This is a genomic window from Streptomyces sp. NPDC002884, from assembly GCF_040295245.1.
GTDB lineage: Bacteria > Actinomycetota > Actinomycetes > Streptomycetales > Streptomycetaceae > Streptomyces.
On sequence record NZ_JBEOVB010000008.1, the window covers coordinates 62,580 to 83,012 of the forward strand.

The 20,433-nt window shown below is 73.9% G+C and carries 14 protein-coding genes, 2 tRNA genes and 1 other RNA gene; 5 read left to right on the forward strand and 12 right to left on the reverse strand.

The window, feature by feature from the left end:
• The first annotated feature begins 16 nt into the window (after positions 1-16).
• A tRNA-Gly gene (locus ABT070_RS18575) sits at positions 17-92 on the forward strand.
• 37 nt (positions 93-129) lie between these two features.
• Here the strand turns inward: ABT070_RS18575 and ABT070_RS18580 are convergent.
• The 6 genes from ABT070_RS18580 to ffs form a co-directional block, all read right to left on the reverse strand.
• Positions 130-1,029 carry a phosphoribosylaminoimidazolesuccinocarboxamide synthase gene (locus tag ABT070_RS18580; protein WP_351761579.1) on the reverse strand — a complete coding sequence of 300 codons (900 nt, stop codon included), beginning with the start codon at positions 1,027-1,029 and terminating at the stop codon, positions 130-132.
• A 95-nt stretch (positions 1,030-1,124) separates the two neighbouring features.
• Positions 1,125-2,636 (reverse strand): N,N-dimethylformamidase beta subunit family domain-containing protein, encoded by a 1,512-nt coding sequence (locus tag ABT070_RS18585; RefSeq protein ID WP_351761582.1) that lies wholly within the window; start codon positions 2,634-2,636, stop codon positions 1,125-1,127.
• A gap of 285 nt (positions 2,637-2,921) precedes the next feature.
• Positions 2,922-5,231: a collagen-like domain-containing protein gene (locus ABT070_RS18590; RefSeq protein WP_451101132.1), complete on the reverse strand. Its 2,310-nt coding sequence runs from the start codon at positions 5,229-5,231 to the stop codon at positions 2,922-2,924.
• A gap of 335 nt (positions 5,232-5,566) precedes the next feature.
• Positions 5,567-6,829, reverse strand: coding sequence for a phosphoribosylamine--glycine ligase (purD, locus tag ABT070_RS18595; protein WP_351761588.1), 1,263 nt, complete (start codon positions 6,827-6,829; stop codon positions 5,567-5,569).
• Between the two features lie 182 nt (positions 6,830-7,011).
• Complete coding sequence (locus ABT070_RS18600; RefSeq protein WP_351761591.1) at positions 7,012-9,402, reverse strand: DNA polymerase III subunit gamma and tau; 2,391 nt, start codon at positions 9,400-9,402, stop codon at positions 7,012-7,014.
• 71 nt (positions 9,403-9,473) lie between these two features.
• Positions 9,474-9,572, reverse strand: an RNA gene (ffs, locus tag ABT070_RS18605) — signal recognition particle sRNA small type.
• A 71-nt stretch (positions 9,573-9,643) separates the two neighbouring features.
• On the opposite strand from ffs, the gene ABT070_RS18610 reads away from it, so the two are divergent.
• Positions 9,644-9,731 (forward strand) — tRNA-Ser (locus ABT070_RS18610).
• Positions 9,732-10,314: 583 nt separating this feature from the next.
• Entirely contained in the window at positions 10,315-10,536 is a 222-nt protein-coding gene (locus ABT070_RS18615) for a hypothetical protein (RefSeq protein ID WP_028807083.1), read from the forward strand.
• A 335-nt stretch (positions 10,537-10,871) separates the two neighbouring features.
• Here the strand turns inward: ABT070_RS18615 and ABT070_RS18620 are convergent, their stop codons facing one another.
• A complete protein-coding gene (locus ABT070_RS18620) occupies positions 10,872-12,188 on the reverse strand; it encodes a wax ester/triacylglycerol synthase domain-containing protein (protein WP_351761594.1) in 1,317 nt (438 codons plus the stop codon).
• Positions 12,189-12,519: 331 nt separating this feature from the next.
• On the opposite strand from ABT070_RS18620, the gene ABT070_RS18625 reads away from it, so the two are divergent.
• Positions 12,520-13,692 carry a macrolide family glycosyltransferase gene (locus ABT070_RS18625; protein ID WP_351761597.1) on the forward strand — a complete coding sequence of 391 codons (1,173 nt, stop codon included), beginning with the start codon at positions 12,520-12,522 and terminating at the stop codon, positions 13,690-13,692.
• A 114-nt stretch (positions 13,693-13,806) separates the two neighbouring features.
• On the forward strand, positions 13,807-14,298 hold the full coding sequence (locus tag ABT070_RS18630) for an acyl-CoA thioesterase (protein WP_351761600.1): 492 nt from the start codon (positions 13,807-13,809) through the stop codon (positions 14,296-14,298).
• 30 nt (positions 14,299-14,328) lie between these two features.
• On the opposite strand, the gene ABT070_RS18635 is transcribed toward ABT070_RS18630, so the two are convergent.
• The 5 genes from ABT070_RS18635 to ABT070_RS18655 form a co-directional block, all read right to left on the reverse strand.
• Positions 14,329-16,296, reverse strand: a complete 1,968-nt coding sequence (locus ABT070_RS18635; protein WP_351761603.1) for a copper resistance CopC/CopD family protein — start codon at positions 16,294-16,296, stop codon at positions 14,329-14,331.
• 164 nt (positions 16,297-16,460) lie between these two features.
• A complete protein-coding gene (locus ABT070_RS18640) occupies positions 16,461-17,225 on the reverse strand; it encodes an SDR family NAD(P)-dependent oxidoreductase (RefSeq protein ID WP_351761605.1) in 765 nt (254 codons plus the stop codon).
• The gene (locus tag ABT070_RS18645; protein WP_351761608.1) at positions 17,222-17,707 is read right to left on the reverse strand and encodes a cupin domain-containing protein; all 486 of its coding nucleotides are present in this window, start codon (positions 17,705-17,707) and stop codon (positions 17,222-17,224) included. Before ABT070_RS18645 ends, ABT070_RS18640 begins: the two co-directional genes overlap by 4 nt.
• Positions 17,704-18,360 (reverse strand): GNAT family N-acetyltransferase, encoded by a 657-nt coding sequence (locus tag ABT070_RS18650; RefSeq protein ID WP_351761610.1) that lies wholly within the window; start codon positions 18,358-18,360, stop codon positions 17,704-17,706. Before ABT070_RS18650 ends, ABT070_RS18645 begins: the two co-directional genes overlap by 4 nt.
• Complete coding sequence (locus ABT070_RS18655) at positions 18,353-20,419, reverse strand: penicillin acylase family protein (protein ID WP_351761613.1); 2,067 nt, start codon at positions 20,417-20,419, stop codon at positions 18,353-18,355. The genes ABT070_RS18650 and ABT070_RS18655 overlap by 8 nt, the downstream gene beginning before the upstream one ends.
• Positions 20,420-20,433: the final 14 nt, after the last annotated feature.

Sequence of the window (20,433 nt, forward strand, 5' to 3'; positions counted from 1 at the left end):
CGCGCCACGGCGCACTGCGGACGTAGCTCAGTTGGTAGAGCGCAACCTTGCCAAGGTTGAGGTCGCGAGTTCGAGCCTCGTCGTCCGCTCCATCGCAAAGGCCCCGGTCATCGACCGGGGCCTTTCGCGTCAGGCCCAGCTGATGCCCGTCAGGCGCTCGTAGGCCTCGATGTACTTCGCGCGGGTCGCGTCCACGATGTGCTGCGGCAGGGGCGGCGGGGGCTGCTCGCTCGCCCGGTCCCAGCCGGACTCGGCCGAGGTCAGCCAGTCGCGCACGAACTGCTTGTCGTACGAGGGCTGCGCGCGGCCGGGCTGCCACTGGTCGGCCGGCCAGAAGCGGGAGGAGTCCGGGGTGAGGACCTCGTCGGCGATGACCAGGTTCTCGCCCTCAAAGCCGAACTCGAACTTGGTGTCGGCGAGGATGATGCCCCGGTCGCGGGCGATGTCGCGGGCGCGGCCGTAGACGGCGAGGGTCGCCTGGCGGAGCTGGGCGGCGGTGTCGGCGCCGACCTGACGGGCGACCTCCTCGTAGGAGACGTTCTCGTCGTGCTCGCCGACGGCGGCCTTGGTGGCCGGGGTGAAGATCGGCGCGGGGAGTTCACTGCCGTCCACCAGTCCCTCGGGAAGGGCGAGGCCACAGACCGTGCGGGACTCCTTGTACTCGGCGAGGCCCGAGCCGGTGAGATAGCCGCGGGCCACGCACTCGACGGGCACCATCTGGAGCGACTTGCAGACCAGGGTGCGGCCGGCCCAGTCGGCGGGGACGCCGGCGGGCAGTTCCGTGCTCAGGACGTGGTTGGGGACCAGGTCGCGGAGCTGGTCGAACCACCACAGGGAGAGCTGGGTGAGGACACGGCCCTTGTCGGGGATCTCGGTCGGCAGCACCCAGTCGAAGGCGGAGGTGCGGTCGCTGGCGACCATCACGAGGTCGCCCGCCTCGTTCTGGTACAGCTCGCGCACCTTGCCGGTGTGCAGATGCACCAGGCCCGGCACCTGAAGGGGCTCGGGCTTTTCTACGAATCCGGACACGGTTCCTCCCCGTGGTTCTGTCCTAGTGGGTCGATTGTCCCGTACATCGGGATCGGTCAAGGACAGCGGGTGGGGCGACCGGGCACGTGCGGGGGTCAGTCGCGTTTGCAGATGCGGTCCAGGAGGTTGGCCGTGGCGCGTTGGACGCGGGGGTCCACATGGCCTGGGCGGTCCAGCGCCGGGGACCAGGCGAAGGTGCCGGAGGCGAAGACCAGCGCGCCGGAGGGGGCCCGGTAGAGGGAGGTCTCCTGGTGGCGGAGGACGCCCTCGCTGTCGGGGTACGGGGAGTGGGCGAGGAGTATGCGGTCCTCGTGCGGCGGGAGCGGGGTGCGCGGGAAGTAGCGGTCGGCCTCGCCCGCGACCAGGTCCTCGATGCCGTCGCCGTCGCACGCGCCGGTCGCCTCCCACAGCCAGTGATCGGCGTTGCGGACGATCAGTGGATGCGGCTCGGGCACCCGGCCCGCGTACTGGATGCCGACCAACTGCTGCTCGGCGCGGTCGATCTCCCGCCAGAGGACGGGCCTGCCGGGCCCCTTGCGCTTGCGGCAGGTCAGCAGGCGGCTGGGGACACCGGACGGGGAGGGACCCAACTCCACCTGCCAGTAAAGGGAGTTGGCGGACAGGAAGACCAGTGAGGTGCCGCTGTCGCGGGCGAGTTCCACGGTGCGGCGCATGCTCGTCGACCAGTACTCGTCGTGGCCGGGGAAGACCAGGCCGCGGTAGCGGGTGGGGTCGATGTGACCGGCGTGCAGGTCGCGGGCGTCGGCATAGGCGAGGTCGTAGCCGTAGCGCTCGGCCCAGCGGATGAAGTCGTAGGCGTGGCCGACATGGAGGGGCAGGCCGGCGCCGGCGTACGGGCGGTCGAAGGAGACCGTGGTCGCGGCGTCGGCCTCGCCGAGGAGACGGCCGTCGTCGTCCCAGGCGTGGTAGAGGCTGGCGCCGCTGCGGCCGTCCTCGGGGTAGAGGTTGTAGGCCTGCCAGGTGACGTCGGGGAGCAGCAGGAGCAGATCGGCCGGCCGGTGGTCGCGGACCGTGAAGGGGACGTGGGAGCGGTAGCCGTCGACGGTGGTGAGGACGGCGACGTACGCGCCGACGTTCCAGTAGGACGGGACCTGTAAGCGCCAGGAGAGCCACCAGTGGTGGCAGGAGACCGTGCGGTCGGCGGTCAGCGGCGGGGGCTGGACGATGCCGGAGAGGCGCGGGCTGGTGGTGATCTTGGCGGCGCCGTCACCGTCGTAGTGGCCGATGCGGTAGATGTCGACGCTGAATTCCTGGGGCGGGTCAACCGTGATGTGGAAGTCGACGGCATCGCCGGGGGCTACCGCGCCGGTGGAGACGAAGCCCTTGATCTGGCGGCGCACGTCGTCGGCCGAGCGGGGGCCGCCGGCCGAGGGCGCGGTGCGGGGGGCCGGGACGCGGGAGGCGCCCCGGGCGGGTGCGGGGGCCGCGTCCACGTACCAGGGGACGACCTGGCCGGTGTCGTCGAAGTACGTCTCGCTGCCACGCAGCCAGGGGACGGGGCCCTGTCCGAAGGGGTCCGTCACGGCGTGGGCCAGCGCTCCCGACTCCCATCGGCGGATGTGTTCCGGTCCTGGTCCGGGTCCCATGGTGCTCCCCTCCCGTGTGCCCCCGTGGTGGCTCGTGCGTACGCCGTACGTGACCGCCCTGCGCGTTTGTCCTATGTCGCCAGCCCTTGCCATGGGCTCGATCGGTCCCAGCACATCACATAACGCGCGCAGGCAGTCACGATTCGTTGCGAATTGGCCGAAAGTGGAATATAGAGCTCCGTTAGGGCTTGGCCGATGGGTTGCCGGGACTGCCGGGACTGCCGGAAGTCACCCGGGGGCGGCTGGAGACGGGCGGCGCGGGCGGCGGCCGCCGCTTCGACGCGCTCAGCCGAGCCGTACCGGCTTCTCCGGGCGTATCCCGAGCTCCACGAGCCAGGTGCGCAGGGGAACCGCGTCGCCGTCCTCCACGAGGCTCAGCACCCGGGGGGCCAGATCGGCCACGCGCTCACCGTCGACCAGGAGGGTCGGGCCGTCGAGCCAGTCGAGCCCCGGAACGGCTCCGACGGTGTCCATCGCGGCGCAGCAGACCATCGCCGTGACGTGATCGGCCAGGAGCTCGCGGTCGGTGCGCGGCGGCTGAAGCGGGAACAGGGGGAGCGCGCCCTCGTCCCAGAGGGCCATGTCGGGGCCCTGCCCGGGCACCGGGGAACCGGCCGGAGCGGGGGGCGCGGCCGCCGCGGCTGCGGCTTCCTCCCGCCCCACCTCGACCCCGAGCCCGGCGGCGAGGGCCGCGCTGCGGGGGTTCGGAGGCGGGGGGTCCTCGTCATCGACGAGGAAGGCGGGCTCGAAGGCGGGGGCCGGCGTAGCCGGGAGACCGGTAGGGCCGGTCTCGTCGGCAGGACCCGTCCGGTCGGCAGGACCCGTCCGGTCGGCAGGACCCGTCCGGTCGGCAGGACCCGTCCGGTCGGCAGGACCCGTCCGGTCGGCAGGGCCCGTCCGGTCGGTCCCGTCGGCGAGGCCCTCAGAACCGGTGGGACCGGTCCCGTCGGTGAGGCCGGGGTGGTCGGTCCCGTCGGTGACGCTGTCGGAACCGGTGGGGCCGGCGGGGCCAAGGAGGCTGCCGGGGCCGGTCGGGGCGGTGAGGCCGAGGTGGTCGGTCCCGTCGGTGAGGCCCTCAGAACCGGTGGGGCCGGTGGGGCCGGGGAGGTTGCCGGAGTCGGTCGGGGCGGTGAGGCTGCCGGGGCCCGGGGGGGCGATGGGGGGTGGGGCCGGGCTGGATGCGGGGAGCGCGGGTGTGCTCGGCTCGGCCGCCCGGGCTGTCCGGTCGGCGGCCGGGCTTGCCGGGTGGGGGCTTTCCGCGTCCTCGGGCCTGTCGGTCGGCCTGTCCGTCAGGTGGTCCAGGACCCGGGCCAGCGTGGGACCGCTGTGGCCGCCGGAGTGGGGGCCGCCGGAGTGGGTGGTGCTGGTCGGGTCGCAGGTGCGGCGGACGCCGAGGGCGTCGAGGACTCGGTGGAGCCGGGCCGCGTCGGTACGCCACTTACGGTCGACCACCTCGTCCGGGTAGTCCTCCCAGGCCACCGGCGACCAGTCCGGGCCCGGGTCCGCGGGGCCGCCGTGGAAGAGGCGGGCGGCGAGCAGCGAGGCGGCCTCGTCGATCGTGCCGGGCTCTTCGAGAAGGTCGCAGGCGGGGCGCTCACCGAGGCGGGAGGCGAACCCCTCGGCCAGCCGGTCGCGCCGGGACAGCTCGGTGAGGGCGGCGACGACGCCCGCGTCCAGCCGGGAGGGCCAGCGGCCCATCCGCCAGGCGGGCAGCGCCACCCGTGTCAGGAGACGGTCCCAGCCCGCGTAGGCCAGGCCCACCTGCTCCTGGGCGACGATGCGCAGCCCGTAGTCCACAGCCTGTGCACGCTCGGAGGCCGCGGCGGCGACGCCCCGCTCCATCTCGCCGGCGTGGATCTGACAGCCGCGCAGCATCAGGCGCGCGACCCAGCCGATGCCCGAACAGGCCGGGCGCAGTACGGGATACCGGTCACCGCGGTAGGCGCAGACGGCCACCGCGGCGTCCAGCCCGCGCACGAAGCGCCGGGCCGCGGCTATGTCGGGGTGCGCCGAGGGGCCCGTACCGGCGACGACCGGGGCCAGCACGGCGCGCAGCTCGCCGACGCGCATCCACCACAGGAACGGGGAACCGATGACGAGGACGGGTGCCGCCGCCGTACGGCGGTGGAGGGGGCCGTTGGAGCCGCCCGGGCCGGCTATCTCGTCGCCGCCGCGGGACAGGGAGGGGCCGTGGGCCGGGTGGGTGCGGTCCTCCAGCCAGCTGTCGCAGTCCGGCGTGAGCGCTATCGCGGAGGGCGCGGGGACGTCGAGACGGTCGGCGAGGTCGCGGACCAGCCGGTACAGATCGGGGGCCGCCTCCTCGGCGATGCCGACGGTGGGGCTGACCGCGGGGCGGGCGCGGGCGACGACCAGGCCGATGACACCGGCGGCCAGCAGTACGACGAGCGCGACGGCGGACACGGCCCAGCGGGCGGCGTCCCACCCCGGGCCCACGAAGTGCCCGGTGGAACCGCCCGCCAGCAGGATCACCGCGGCGGCCGCGGGCAGCAGCGCGACGGCGAGCGCCCGGCTGCGGATGCGCAGCACCGCCATTGCCCGGGCCCGCGCGGCCTGCGCGCCCATCTCCACTCCCATACCGGTCACGGCCGGACCTCACCCCCTCCCTACGGTCCTGGTTCCCCCGGCTGTCTTCGCAGTGGTCACTCCCCCACTGTGGCACCGACCACCGACATCGCAATGCCGGTGGGCCAAGTGCCGGAACGAGCACCGGAACGCTTGCGCCGCACCCTAGTTGGCGCTCCGGCCCACGTCAGCCGGATAGCTCAGCGCTCACACGATGGAATGGCTTTGGGGAAAGGTGGACGACGTTGGGCAACGATCAGGCCCCGGGTTCCACGGGTCCTCCGTACGGAGTTCCATGGTGGCCCGGGGCCTGAGAGATCCCTGCTGATGCCTGCCTCGGCGCGTGCCTACGCGTCCGCGGCCGCCTTCGCGGCGATGTCGGTGCGGTGCTGCGAACCGTCGAGCCCGATGCGCTCGACCGCCTTGTAGGCGCGCTCGCGGGCCTCGGTGAGGTCCGTGCCGGTCGCGGTGACGGACAGCACGCGCCCGCCGGCGCTGACGACCGTGTCGCGGTCGGCACCGTCGTACTTCGTCCCGGCGTGCAGGACGTACGCGTGCGGGGCGTCCTCGGCGGCCACCTCGGCGAGGCCGGAGATCGGGTCGCCGGTGCGCGGGGTGCCGGGGTAGTTGTGCGAGGCGATGACGACGGTGACGGCCGCGTCGTCGCTCCAGCGCAGGGACGGCAGGTCGGCGAGGTCGCCGGTGGCGGCCGCCTTCAGGACGCCGGCCAGCGGGGTCTTCAGACGGGCCAGGACGACCTGCGTCTCGGGGTCGCCGAAGCGGGCGTTGAACTCGATGACCCGGACACCGCGGCCGGTGATGGCGAGGCCCGCGTAGAGCAGTCCCGAGAAGGGGGTGCCGCGGTGGCGCATCTCGTCGACGGTCGGCTGGAGAACGGTCTCCAGGACCTCCTCCACCAGCTTCGGGTCGGCCCAGGGCAGCGGCGAGTAGGCACCCATGCCGCCCGTGTTGGGACCCTCGTCGCCGTCGAGCGCGCGCTTGAAGTCCTGGGCGGGCTGGAGCGGGACGACGCTCACGCCGTCGGTGATCGCGAAGAGGGAGACCTCCGGGCCGTCGAGGAACTCCTCGATGACGACGCGCTCACAGCCGGCCGCGTGCGCGGCGGCGGCCTCCAGGTCGTCGGTGACGACGACGCCCTTGCCGGCGGCCAGACCGTCGTCCTTGACGACGTACGGGGCGCCGAAGGCGTCGAGGGCCTCGGCGACCTCCTCGGGGGTCGTGCAGACGTAGGAGCGGGCCGTCGGTACGCCGGCCGCGGCCATCACGTCCTTGGCGAACGCCTTGGAGCCCTCGAGCTGCGCGGCCTCCTTCGAGGGGCCGAACACCGGGATGTCCACGGCGCGCACGGCGTCGGCGACCCCGGCGACCAGCGGCGCCTCCGGGCCTACGACGACCAGCTCGGCGCCGAGCTCGACGGCCAGCGCGGACACGGCCGCGCCGTCCATGGCGTCGACCTGGTGCAGCTCGGCGACCTCGCCGATGCCGGCGTTGCCGGGGGCGCAGTGCAGCGCGGTGACGGCGGGGTCGAGGGACAGGGAGTGGCACAGGGCGTGTTCGCGGGCGCCGCTGCCGATGACGAGGACGTTCACGGGGGTCAGCCTAACGGGCGGGGGCGGGGGCGTTTTGTGCGGGCTTCCGAAAGCCGGGAGGCGGGGATGTCGTGCGTTCCTCCAAGCGATCCGGGCAACGGGCGCAGGGGAACAGGGGGAACGGCATGGAAAACGGCGTCGCCGAGGGAACGTCCGTGTCTCCCTCTGCTCGTTGCCTCCCGCTACTCGTTGGTGAACTCCTCCACCACCGTCGCTCCGAGCTCGCGCACGATCAGTTCGTAGCCGGAGAGAGCGGACTCGTTGAGGTCGGGGTCGTCGTCCTCGGGGGTGTCGTCCTCCGGGGCCACCGGTTCCGGGGCGGGCGGACGGGACGGCGCCGGGGCGGAGGCCGTGTGGGCGGGGGCCGACGCCGATGCCGACGGGGACCCGTACGGAGCAGGGGCGCCGGAAGCGGCCTGTGCCTGGGGCATGCCCGACGGGGCCGGCGCACCGCCGCCACCGCCGTAGCCGCCGGGGCTGCTGTGGCCCCCGGGGCTGCCGTAGCCGCCGGGCGCACCGCCGCCGCCACCGAAGCCGCCGGTCGGCGGGGGCGCCGAGCCGCCGGACGGGTCGACGATCGCGTCGATCTTCCACTGCACGCTGAACTGCTCGGCCAGCGCCTGCCGCAGCACGTCCTCGCTGCCGCTGCTCGTGAAGTTGTCGCGGGCGCCGGCGTTGACGAAGCCGAGCTGGAGGGTCGTGCCGTCGAAGCCCGCCACGTGGGCGTTCTGGCTGAGCAGGATCCAGGTGAAGCGACGGCGGTTCTTGACCGCCTCCAGGATGTTCGGCCAGAGCATGCGCGGGTCGAGACCACCGGCGGGAGGCGCGTACCCGCCGGGCGCGGGCGGCGCGGGGGTGGCTGCCGGGGCCGGGGGAGCGGCCGAGGCGGCCGGAGCGGGGGCCGCTGCCGCCGGGGGCCGGCCGCCGCTGCCCGCGGGCGCGGCCGTGGGCCAGCCGCCGGGGCGGCGCCCGCTGCCCGCGGCGGTGGCGGTGGGCCAGGCGCCGGGGGCGGGCTGGGCAGGAGCCTGGAGGCTCGCGGCCGGCGCCTCCTCCACCGGCGGGGCGGAGGCCGCGACGGGAGCGGGTGTGTGGACCGGGGCGGTCGCGGGCGGGGCGGCCGGAGGCTGGGCGGGCGCGGACGCGGCGGGAGGGTGCGCGGCGGGAGCGTGCGCGGCAGGCTCGGCTGACCGGTCAGGCGCCTGACCAGGTGCCTGACCGGGACCCTGACCGGGACCTTGCCCCGGGCCTGGGCCCCGTACCGCGGCGCGGGCGGCGGCCGCTCCGCCACCGGGCGGGATGGGCGCGCCACCGGTCGTGGCGGCACCGCCGTGCGCCTCGGGTCCGGGCACGTAACCCATCGTCGGCATCGCGGGCGCACCGGGCGCCACCTGCGCACCGCCGCCCGGCGAGAAGTTCACGCCACGCTCGATGCGGTCGAGGCGGGCCATGACGGAGCGTTCGTCGCCGTAGGCGGCGGGCAGCATCACGCGCGCGCAGATCAGTTCGAGCTGGAGACGGGGCGAGGTGGCGCCCCGCATCTCGGTGAGCCCCTCGTTGACGAGGTCGGCGGCACGGCTCAGCTCCGCGGCGCCGAAGACGCCGGCCTGGGCCTGCATGCGCTCGATCACGTCGGCGGGGGCGTCGATGAGCCCCTTGTCGGCAGCGTCCGGGACGGCGGCGAGGATGACGAGGTCCCGGAGCCGCTCCAGCAGGTCGGCGACGAAGCGGCGGGGGTCGTTGCCCCCCTCGATGATCCGGTCGACCACCTCGAAGGCGGCGGCGCCGTCACCGGTGGCGAAGGCCTCGACGACGGAGTCGAGCAGCGAGCTGTCCGTGTACCCGAGCAGGGAGGTGGCCATGGCGTACGTCACACCCACGTCGGTGGCGCCGGCGAGGAGCTGGTCCATGACGGACATGGAGTCACGCACGGAACCCGCTCCGGAGCGTACGACCAGCGGCAGCACGCCCTCCTCGACGGGGATGGCCTCCTGCCCGCACACCTCGCCGAGGTAGTCCCGGAGCGTGCCCGGCGGCACGAGGCGGAACGGGTAGTGGTGGGTCCGCGACCGGATGGTCCCGATGACCTTCTCGGGCTCGGTGGTCGCGAAGATGAACTTCAGATGCTCCGGCGGCTCCTCCACGACCTTCAGGAGCGCGTTGAAGCCGGCCGGCGTGACCATGTGGGCCTCGTCGATGATGTAGATCTTGTAGCGGCTGCGGGCGGGCCCGAAGAAAGCCTTCTCCCGCAGGTCACGGGCGTCGTCCACACCACCGTGCGAAGCTGCGTCGATCTCGATGACGTCGATGGACCCCGGGCCGTTCCTGGCGAGGTCCTTGCACGACTCGCACTCCCCGCACGGGGTCGGCGTGGGCCCCTGCTCGCAGTTCAGGCACCTGGCCAGGATGCGCGCGCTGGTGGTCTTCCCGCACCCACGCGGCCCGCTGAACAGGTACGCGTGATTGACCCGGTTGTTCCGTAGCGCCTGCTGCAACGGACCGGTGACATGCTCCTGCCCGATGACCTCGGCGAACGACTCCGGGCGATAGCGGCGGTACAGCGCGAGAGACGACACGCATACGAGGTTATAGGCGACCGCTGACATCGGGCCCCACGCGCGGACCCGGAGCCCGGCCCCCGCCCGTGAACGCAAGCGCCCCCCACGCACCCGCCAGAGCCGACCTACCCTTGCTGCCTTCCGGCCCTGGGGGAGTTCAGTCAGATAGCGCCGCGTGAGGGGCTGCGCACAGGCTACAGGATCTGAGCGGGGGGAACGAGTTCGCGAGCACTCCTCAACGTCTTGTATTGTTTGCCGCGGAGGATTCGCCTAGTGGCCTAGGGCGCACGCTTGGAAAGCGTGTTGGGGGCAACCCCTCACGAGTTCGAATCTCGTATCCTCCGCCAGTGCCTCACCGGGCACGATGTCGAAGGGCCCCACCGCAAGGTGGGGCCCTTCGTCGTTGTCCGCCGCGTCTCCGCCGCATTTTCCGCTGCGTCTCCGCTGCGGTTTCCGACGCGGTTTCCGCCCGGTCCGCCGATCCGGGGACAGTCGCTCCGGCCGCCTGCCGTGCTGCCCGTCATGCTCATGATCGCCAGCACATCGGCCGCGGCCTCGTCCGACCCCACGGGCGTCCTGATCCTCCTCGCCGGCCTCGGGGCCTGATCCTCGCCGTCGGCTGAGGCCGGTCCTCGCGGCCGGCCGAGGCGGAGCCTCGCGGTGGAAGGCCGTGGAGCGCGGGAAGCCGGAGCGCCATGCATCGGATGTCGCCACGCACGGGGTGTCCAGGCGCGCAAAGTGCGGATCCGAAGGTAACGGTCTGTGGTGGGGTACGGCGGGCGCTTCCGTGGGCTTGTCGGCGAAGGCCCAGGTCAGAGGCGCGTGGCTGCCCGGGTTCCGGCCGAGGCGGTGATCGCTGTGCGGGTCTGTGACGAACAGCGGAGAAAGACGGCCGCTACGAGCGGCGCATCCAGGCCCATACTGGAGTCAATGACAAAGCCATCGGCACCGAAGCGTTACTTGCCCACCAGTCCCTTCAAGGCCCCGGCCGCGCCGTCCCCCAAGCACTTCGAGGTGGGCGACCAGGTCACGCACGACATGTACGGCCTCGGGCGTGTGATCGGCATCGAGGACGGAATCGCGGCACTCGTGGATTTCGGTTCGGCGCAAATGCGGATCCTGAGCCCGTACACCAAGATGAGCAAGCTGTAGGACCGCTGTGCCCGGTCACGGCACGCCAGGTCCCGCCACGGCCCTGTAACGAATGGGAGACCTCTCATCGACCCGACCTCGCTGTTCTCCGCTCCGGAAGGGGCGACTCGCTATGCCACCGCGGCATCGCCGCCTCCGACGACCAACCCCTTCCAGGCCCCGGACTTCGGGGAGGACGAGATCTTCCTGATCGAGGATGCGCAGGCATCCCTCTCGGCCATGGGTACGGCACGCCGGGCGAGCTAGTCGGCGGCCACGCGCCGCCACGGTTCCGCGCATGCCGAAGGGCCCCACCGTTCGCTGTGGGGCCCTTCGACATGTGCGGAACCGACGGGTCAGCCGGCCCCCTCGGCGAGCAGCGTCAGCTCGTCGAGGAACGCCTCCGCCAGCAGGCCCGCGTCCTGGCTGCCCGAGTTGGTGGCGACGCTCAGCGTGTGGCCCTTGGTGCAGCCGCCCAGCGCGAAGGTGGCCGTGTCGGCCGGGGGCACCATGGGGACGATGGTGAGGTGGCGCAGCGGCCGTCCGGCCAGGGTCTGGCCCTGCTCGCGCAGATGGACGTAGGAGCAGGCCGCCGGCGCGTACGCGGGCGCGAAGATCTTTCCGCCGACCAGCGCCAGGGCCGCCCCGGGAACCGCCGCGAGCGTGCCCTCGACCAGCTTCTCGGCGGTGCGCCGGGGCCGGGTGACGGTGGTCAGCAGACCGGTGCACGCGGTCAGCCGGGCCGCCGGGTCGGCGAGCGTCACCGGCGCCGGGACCCGGACGTTGGCGAACGCGTTGCCGAGGAACTCACCGCAGTCGTCCGGCCGTTCGTCGACCGGGACCGACAGCCACACCTGCCTCGCAGCCGGATCCCGGTCCCCGCCGGCGGAGGGCGCCGACGCGGAATCGGGATCCGAGGCCGCCAGACAGGCGCGCAGGACCCCGGAGACCGTCGCCAGGAACACCTCGTTGGTGGTCGCCGGGCGCGCGGAGCCCGCCGCGCCCACGGAGACGGCCGCGCGCGCGGCCCGCAGCAGGTCGGCGCGCAGCCGTACGACGGTGTAGGCGGGTTCCCGCGGGCCCCGGTGCGGCAGGGGCACCGCGCGGCCCGTGGTGAGCAGGCCCGGCGGGCCGCCGCCCGTGGGGCCGGGGCGGACCGTCCGTCGCCGGGGGCCGGGCACCGCCAGGGACGCGGTGCCGTCCAGCGGCCCGCCGTCGTCGAAGAGGGCGCGCAGCAGGGTCGTCAGGGAACGGCCGTCGAGCAGACTGTGGTGCATCCGGAACAGCAGGGAGAACTCCCCCTCCCTCGTCCCGCGCAGCAGGTGGAGGCTCCATGGCGGCCGGTCGGCCGGGAACGGGGTGTGGAACCACTGGCGGACCGCGTCCCGGAGGGTGAGGTCCGCGCTGCCGATCTGCTGGGCCAGGTCGTGGCCGTCCCGCCGCGCCCAGCGGTGCCGGCCGGTCCACCAGGCCAGGCCCGTCCGGGCGCCGCCGGGCGCGACCAGGGTCTGGGTGAGCCTGGGGAGCGCCTTCCAGCGTTCCTCCACCAGCGCCCGCAGCTCGTCCAACGACGGCGGGGCGCCCGCGAGGTCCAGGGCGATGCCGGCGTTGGGCGGGCCGAACGGCCAGCGGGCCATCCCCTCTTCCATCAAGGGCAGATGCGATCCGGGCATGAGACTGCTCCTGTCGTGGGCCGTCCGTGTCGTGGGCCGGGCCGGTCCTGTCGTGGGCCGGCTGCTGGGGGACGACGTCCTGTACCCCCAACGGCCGATCGGACCGGCGGTCACGTCCGCCGCGTCACCGGACGTCCCGCCAGGTACCTCTCAGGTGTTCCGCAGGTGTCAACGCACGGCCGTGGAGGCTCCCTGATGGGGTGACACTGCCGCAGGTTTGCGGTCACGAACGGTGTCGGTGCGCCTTTAATCGGGACTCCGCGTCCGCCGTTCGGGCGTCCCGTTCCCGAGTCCCCCGCCCCGGCTCCGTGCCGGACAGGAGTTGTGTGTCGTGCCTGGTACTCATCCGAATCCCGCGCACATCCCCGCGCACATCGCCGTGTTCAACGTTCCGATGCACGGGCACGTGAATCCGACCCTGGGGGTCGTCGAGGAGCTCGTCCGGCGGGGGCACCGGGTCAGTTACGCCGTCACCGAGGACTTCATGCACCAGGTGAAGGCGGCCGGCGCCGAGCCCGTGCTCTACCCGGACGCGGGGGACGGCTCGGACGCGCCGGAGGACATGGGCGAGGGGTTCGCGCGGGTCGTCGAGGTGGCGCTGGCGGCCCTGCCCGCGCTGACCCGGGCGTTCGGCAAGGACCGTCCGGACCTGGTGCTGTGCGACATCTACGCCTTCGCGGGCCTGCTGCTGGGGGCACGGTGGCAGTTGCCGACCGTGGTGGCGTCGCCCACCCATCTCGCCTACGACGGCATCGTCCCCGAGTTCTTCGGCGTGCCCGGCCTCCCGCAGCTGCCGGGCTTCGCGCGGCTGGCGGCCGCCTTCGCCGACCAGGGCATCGAAGCCGCGCGGATCCAGGACCTCGTGCGGCCCGAACACGCCGTCGCGTTCTTCCCCCGGACCTTCCAGCGCAGGGCGGACACCGTCGCGGCCCAGCGCGTCGCGTACGTCGGACCGGCGCTCGGGGACCGCTCCTACCAGGGTTCCTGGCAGCCGCCGCGGCCCGACCTGCCGGTCCTGCTGGTGTCGCTGGGCTCCCAGTTCACCCGGCGGCCGGAGTTCTACCGGTCCTGCGTCCAGGCGTTCGCCGAGCTGCCCTGGCATGTGGTCATGTCCGTCGGCGCCGTCCCGCCGGACGGGCTGGGGCCGCTGCCCGCCAACGTCGAGGCCCACTCCCATGTGCCCCAGCTGGCGGTGCTCGCGCACGCGGACGCCTTCGTCACCCATGCCGGAATGGGCGGCACGATGGAGGCCCTGCACTACGGCGTCCCGCTGGTGGCGGTCCCGCAGATGGCCGAGCAGCGGGTCAACGCCGACCGGATCGAACGCCTCCGGCTGGGCGTCCACCTGCCGCGCGAGAGCGTCACCCCCGAGGCGCTGCGCGAGGCCGTCCTGCGCGTCTCGTCCGACCGGGACATCCGCGCGGGCGTGTCCGCCATGCGCCGGGAGATCGCGGCGGCCGGCGGCGCGAGGGCCGCGGCCGACCTGATCGAGCGGGCCCTGTAGCCCCGCTGTCCCCGCAGGCACCGCAGACACCGCAGTCCCTGCAGCCCCGGCACCGGTACCGCGTACCGGCCAGGAGGCCGGGGCCCCTGTTCCGATGTTCCGAGGAGTGACACCTTGACCCTGACCCACGCCCTGGCGTCCGACATCCGCCGCACCGCTACCGGGCGCCCGCCCCTGGAGGTGCCGGAGTGCCGGCCGCACCTCTATCTCCGCCAGGTACGCATGAGCGACCTGGACTCCATGAACCACGTGAACAACGTCCGACTGCTGGAGATGATCCAGGACGCTCACATGGACATGTTCTATCTGCGCCCCGGACTGCCCGGGCAGGAGATCCGCCCGAGGTTCGTCTACGCCCGCCACGAACTCGACTACACGGAACCCCTCGTCCTCCAGCCGGAGCCGGTCACCATCACCACGACCATCGGTGACCTGCGCCGCTCGACCTTCCGCGTCACCAGCCGCGTCACCCGCGACGCCCAGGTGTTCTGCACCTGTGTGAGCACGGCCGTCGCCTACGATCCGGACGCCCGCTGCTCCCGCCGGCTCGAGGAGGAGGAACGTGCCCTCGCGGCCCGTCACGCCACTCCCGACCCGGCGCGCTGACCGGCCGCCCGGCAAAGGGCGGCCGCTGTCTCAGCGCACGATCTCCACCGGCTCCGACACGCTCACCTGGTCGGTGTCCGACACCCGTACCGTCACCTTCATCTCCCAGGTGCCGGGCATCGGCAGATTGACCTTGTCGGCGGCCCAGTAGCCGCCCCGGTCGGTGACCTTGGCGTCGAGGGGGCCGATGTCCTGGTCGGGCAGGCTGAAGGAGATGCGCAGCTCGGGGATGCTGACGAAGCCGCCGTCGGGGCCGTAGACCACGGCCTGGAGGCCGCTGTCGCCGACCCGGCCCGGATCGAGGGTGACCTGCACCTTGCCGCTGACGCCACGGACGCCGGGATCGTCGGAGCCGATGGTGAAGGGGACGTTGGTCACGGAGGCCACGGGCAGCCCGGCGGACTGTTCCGCCGTCGCGGCCTCGGCCGCCGCCCGGCCGGGCAGGGTGCCCGTCAGGACGGTCGTGAAGACGAGGACGACGACGGAGACGACGACCTCGGCCAGTACGGAGCGGCGCAGCGCCCGGCGTTGGGCGTCCTCGGCCGGGGTGAGGGTCCCGCCGGCCGGCGGCCGGGGCTTCCCGGGCAGCCGCGGGCCGCCCACCGGGGCGTCGGCCGAGACGTCGGCCGAGACGTCCGCCCGGCCTCCCGTCCGGCCCTCCACCGCGCTTTCGGCCCGGCCGCCCACCGGCTCCGGTACCCGTGCCTCCTGTGTTTCCCGCGTTTCCCGCGTCTCCCGCTCCGCGTGGTCCTCGTGCTCCTTCTGCTGCTCCCCCTGTTGCTCTCCCTGCTTTTCGGCGGTCTCCACCGTCACGCTCCTCGCCGTCCTTTCCCTTGTCACCGTCCGCCGGGACCGGGCCCCCGCCAGCAGCAGCAGCGTCACCGCGACCAGCTTGGCCAGCAGGACCCGCCCGTACGTGGTGTCCGTCAGCGCGGACACCGAGCCGAGACCACGCCAGGACTGGTAGACGCCCGTCACCACCAGGACGGTCACCGAGAAGCCCGCCAGCTGCGAGAAGCGGCCGACCACGCGCGACGGGACGGACGCGCGGTAGAACAGGGTGAGCAGGGCCGCCAGGCCGCCCAGCCACACCGCCATCGCCAGCAGGTGCAGCACCGTGGACGTCATCGCCGCAGGTACCTGGATACCGGCCGACGCGTGTTCGGCGGATGCCCAGGTCAGGGCCAGGCCCACGGCCAGCGCGGCACCGGCCGGCAGGGCCGCGCGGGACGGCTGCGGCTGCTTGCCCGCGGAGCCCTCCCGCAGGGCCCTGCGCTGCCACAGGAGGAAGGCCGCGGCCGCCGTGAGCAGCGCGAGGCGCGCGACCAGGGCCAGGCCCGGCCGGGTGCCCAGGGTGCGGGTCAGACCCGACGGGTCCAGGACCTTCGCGGGACCGGTGCCGGTCTCGTAGGGGCCGCGGAGCAGCAGCAGGAACACCGTCGATCCGGCCAGCGCCCACCAGCCGGCCAGCAGCAGCCTGCGCAGCGGCCGCACGTCCGGCGGGCGGCAGACGGCGACGAAGGCGGCCGTGCCGATGAGGAGGGCCGCGGCGAGGTAGGCGACGTAGCGGCCGATGTTGAAGAGGCCTGCGGTGGCCGGGTTCTCCACGGAGGTGCTGGGCAGGGGCGGCGGGATCGCGGACGGGGTGCCCACCGAGAAGGTGAAGGCGCCGGCGATCGGGTGGCTGTCCGCCGACACCACGCGCCAGGCCACCGTGAACGTGCCGGTGCCGAGCCGTGCGGGGAGCTTGACCCGCGCGGTGTCGGCGCGGCCGTCCGCGTGGCCCGCCGCGCCCGTGTCGACCCGCCGGTTGTCGGGGTCGAAGACGCGGAAGGAGTCGTCGAGCAGGCCTACGGACTCGGTGAAGGTGAGGGTGATGGAGCCGGGGGCCGTTCCGACGACGCTTCCGTCGGCGGGGTCGGCGCTGCGGAGGGCCGCGTGCGCCGAGGCCGGTCCGCCGCCGAGGAGGAGCAGGACCAGCACGGTGCCCAGCAGCACCAGCCCTTGAAGTTGCCTTCGGCCGCCGCCGTGTCCCCGGCCGCCGCGTCGCCCACCTTCGTGTCGTCCGCCATCTCGCCCTTCGCTCACGTCACCGCTCCGCCTTGCCTGAGACCCGACACTCGTGTGCTCGGAGATACGTACGCATGCACGGGGCATCCGGTTCACCACGTCGGCCGCGCCGACACCCCGCCGTCCACCACCAGGTCGTGCCCCGTGATCCAGGACGCGAGCGGGGAGGCCAGGAAGACGCAGGCGTCGCCGACGTCCTCCGGGCGGCCCAGCCGGCCGACCGCGACCGCGTCCCGCCACCGCCGCACCCCCTCGGGCCACGCCTCGGCCAGTCCCTCCCGGTCGATCAGCCCGGGCGAGACCGAGTTCACGCGGATGCCGGCCGCCCCGTACTCCTGTGCCGCCGCCCGCGCGTGCATCACGACGGCGGCCTTGGAGGCGGCGTAGTGGGCGTGCCCGGGAGCCGGCCGCGCCGCTTCGACGGAGGCGATGTGCGTGATGCTCCCCCCGCGCTCCCGCATCACCTCCGCCGCCGCCTGCGTACAGGCGAACACGCTGGTCAGGTTGGTGTCCACGACCGCCCGCCAGTCGGCCGCCGACATCCCGGGCAGCTCCCGCACCGGCTGTACGCCCGCGTTGTTGACCAGCGCGTCGAGCCGTCCGCCGCCCCACTCGGCGGCCTGGGCCACCACCCCGCGGCACTCGTCCTCGACGGTCAGGTCGGCGCCGGGCAGGACGAGGACCCGTGCCCCGGTCCCGTCGGCGATCTCCTCGGCGAGCGCGTGGGCCGCCCCGGTCCCCGTACGGCAGTGCAGCGCCACCGCCGCGCCCTCCTGGGCGAACCGCAGCGCGATGCCGCGCCCGATACCGCCGCCCGCACCCGTGATCAGGGCCACCCGGCCCGCCAGCAACGTCATGGACGGCACAGTCCCGTGATGAGGGCGGCCCGGTCCGGGTGACGCGCCGTGAGGTCGGCCGCGTCGCCGTGTTCGTAGTCCCCGTAGGTGAAGCCGGGGGCCATCGTGCAGCCGAAGAAGGTCCAGGCGCCCCCGGCGGCCACCCGCGCGCCCATCCAGGTGCGGGCGGGCACGGTGAGCTGCGGCTGCTGCCCGCCGAGGAGGTCCGGGCCGAGCACGGCCGTACGGGAGGTGCCGTCGGGGGCGAGGAGCAGCAGCACGAGCGGGTCGCCGAGGTAGAAGTGCCAGACCTCGTCGGTGGGCAGGCGGTGCAGGGCCGAGAAGTCGTCGGCGGTGAGCAGCGCGACGATCGCGGAGCCGGCGGGGCGGCCGTCCGGCCCCTCCGGACCCGCCCAGGTACGGCGGAACAGGCCTCCCTCGCGGGGGATCGGCTCCAGGTCGTAGTGCGCTACGAGGTCTTCGGGGGTGAGCGGTGAGGTCACCCGGGGAACGCTACCTCCCGGCGCAGGAACGCCAGCTGCGCCTTCTTCTCCGGCAGGTACACGTCCGGCAGGTCGATCTCCGGCAGCGTGACGACCGGCCCCTGCTCGAAGCCCTGCCTCAGGAAGCGGGCGACCGCCTTCCCGTTGCGCACATCGGGGTCCACCACGACGCGCGTCCGGTCCAGGCCGACCAGCACGTACGACGCGAACACGCTCAGCAGCGCCGCCGACCAGCCCGGCCGCGCCCCGCGCCCGCCGGCCGGCGCGATGAGCACGTGGACGCCGATGTCCCCGGGCTCGACCGGGTAGCACTCGCCGACCCGGTCCTCGGCCGGCTCGTAGGTCTGGAGGAGGGCGACCGGGTCGCCGTCCAGCTCGGTCAGGAAGGCGTGATGGGTGTCGAGGCCGGCCATGTGCGCGTAGATCTCGGCGACCTGGTCCCGCGTCAGTCCGTTCATGCCCCAGAACGCGGCCCGTTCCTCGCTCACCCAGCCGTGGACGACGTCCGCGTCGCGCTCGGCGTCGAGGGGGCGGATGCCGACGGTGCCGAACCCGTCGATCACCTGCTCGTGCACGTGGACGTCCCTGCTGTCCCGGTTGTCCCGGCTGTCCCGGCTGTCCCGGCTGTCCCGGCTGTCCCGGCTGTCACTCATCGTCGCTCTCCTTCTTCAGCTGTGCCCAGTCGGTGACGACCGGGGCCAGTTCGCCCTTGAGCCACAGGGGGAGCTGGTCGTGGTGGTGGGGGTGGCCGGGGAGGCCGGACGCGCCGTACGGGACGACCCAGAGGCTGTCCTCGCGGCGGGCCAGGTCCCAGACGTAACGGGCGGCCGGGCCGCGCGCGGCGAGGTCGGTCCAGCCGGGCACGGCCGAGGTGCACAGCACGCAGTCGTGGTCGCCGGCGAGCGCGGGGGCCTGGCGCTCGGGATCGGGCAGCGCCTGCCAGGGGGCCAGGCGGTGGGTGTCGCCCCAGCGGGCGGCGGGCTCACCGGCGACCTCCTCGACGGCCTCCCGCACGAGTGCCGCCCGGTCGACGCCGTACAGCTCCTCGGCGCGCAGGAGGTGTTCGAGGGCGAAGCCGATGCGCGGGAGAAGGGCCAGCCAGGGGAGGAAGACCTCCGGGTAGGCGGGCGGGGTGGTGAGGGCCGCGAACGCCGGGTGGGCGGCGAGCCGGCGGACCAGGGCGCTGCGCAGGGCCGCGAACCGGGCCGCGTCCTGGCTGTCGGCGTCCATCCGGCGGTCCCAGCGCAGCAGGCGGTCGCGGAGCCCGGCGGCCGGTCCTGTCAGGTCGTCGAGGGCGGACAGCCGGTCCAGCAGGGGCGCGGCGGAGGCCAGGTAGGTGTCCGTGTGGACGGCCGGCATGCCGGCCGCGGACCACTGCCGACGCTCGGCCAGCAGCGCCCGGATGCGGTCGGCGCGGTGCGGCGGGGCGAACTCGACGCCCAGCTCCCCGGCGGGGCCCCGCTGGTTGGCCATCACCGCGATGCCGTCGGTCAGTCCCGCACGGGGCATCTCCCGCCAGCCGGTCCACTCGTGACCGGGTTCCCAGGCGGGCACCAGCCGGGTGCCGTTGACCTCCGCGCGCTGCGGCACCCGGCCCGCGACCCGGTGCAGCAGGCCGCCCTCGGTGTCGGCGGCCTGGACGACGTTGACGGGCTCGACCCAGAGGTCGAAGGCGCGGTCCACGTCGGCGACCTTCCGGGCCCGGAGCAGCGGGAGCAGCGCCCGGAAGCCCAGGTCGGCGGTGACGCGGGGCGGGTGGCGCAGGGCCAGGGCGAGCGGGGTGCCGTCGTCGAGGCCTTCCGGGCCGCCCGCGATCACCGGGCCCCGCTCGGTCTCCAGCACCTCCACCTCGACGGTCTCCTCGCCCGCCACCCGTACGAGTTCGGTGTGCCGGGCGACCCGCCGCCAGGTGCCGTCCGGGCCGAGCGCCTCGACGCCCGCGCCGGTGCGGCGCAGCCGTTCGCGGTAGAGGTCCTGGTAGTCGGCCATGGCGTTGGTGATGGCCCAGGCGACCGTGCCGGTGTGGCCGAAGTGGGCGATGCCGGGGACACCGGGGACGGCGAGCCCGACGACGTCGAACTCGTCGCAGGCCAGACGGATCTGCTGGTAGACGCCGGGGTCCTCGATGAAGCGGTGCGGATCGCCGGCGATGACCGCCTGTCCGGTGACCGTCCGCGCCCCGTCCACCAGCCAGCCGTTGCTGCCGGAGGTGCCGGGCCCGTCGGTGGCGAACAGGCCGACCGCCTCGGGGCCGAGGTGCCGGGCGGCCTCCTCGCGCCAGAGTTTGGCGGGGAACCCGGCGAACAGGATGTGCGTGGCCAGCCAGACGGCGAGCGGGGTCCAGGGTTCCCAGCGGCCGGGCGCGAGGCCGACCCGGGCGAACTCGGGGGCGTCGCAGGCGGCCAGCCCTTCATTGACACCGTCGACGTACGCCCGGACCCAGTCCGCCGTCTCCGGGTCCTGTCTCCCGAGCTCGTCGAAGCAGCGCCTGGCCGTGTCGTCGAGGCGGGCGCGGCGCACGAACCGGTCCCAGGGGAGGGCCTCGGGGCCGAGGAAGGACGCCGAGGTGCCGCGCGCCCGGTGCCGTTCGACCTCCAGTTGCCAGGCGCGGTCGCGGGCGGTGACCGATCCCTGGAGGCGGGCGAGGGCGTGGGCGCTGCCGGCGCGCAGATGCGGAACGCCCCAGGCGTCACGGTAGATCTCGGTGGTCACCCTCTGGCCCCTTT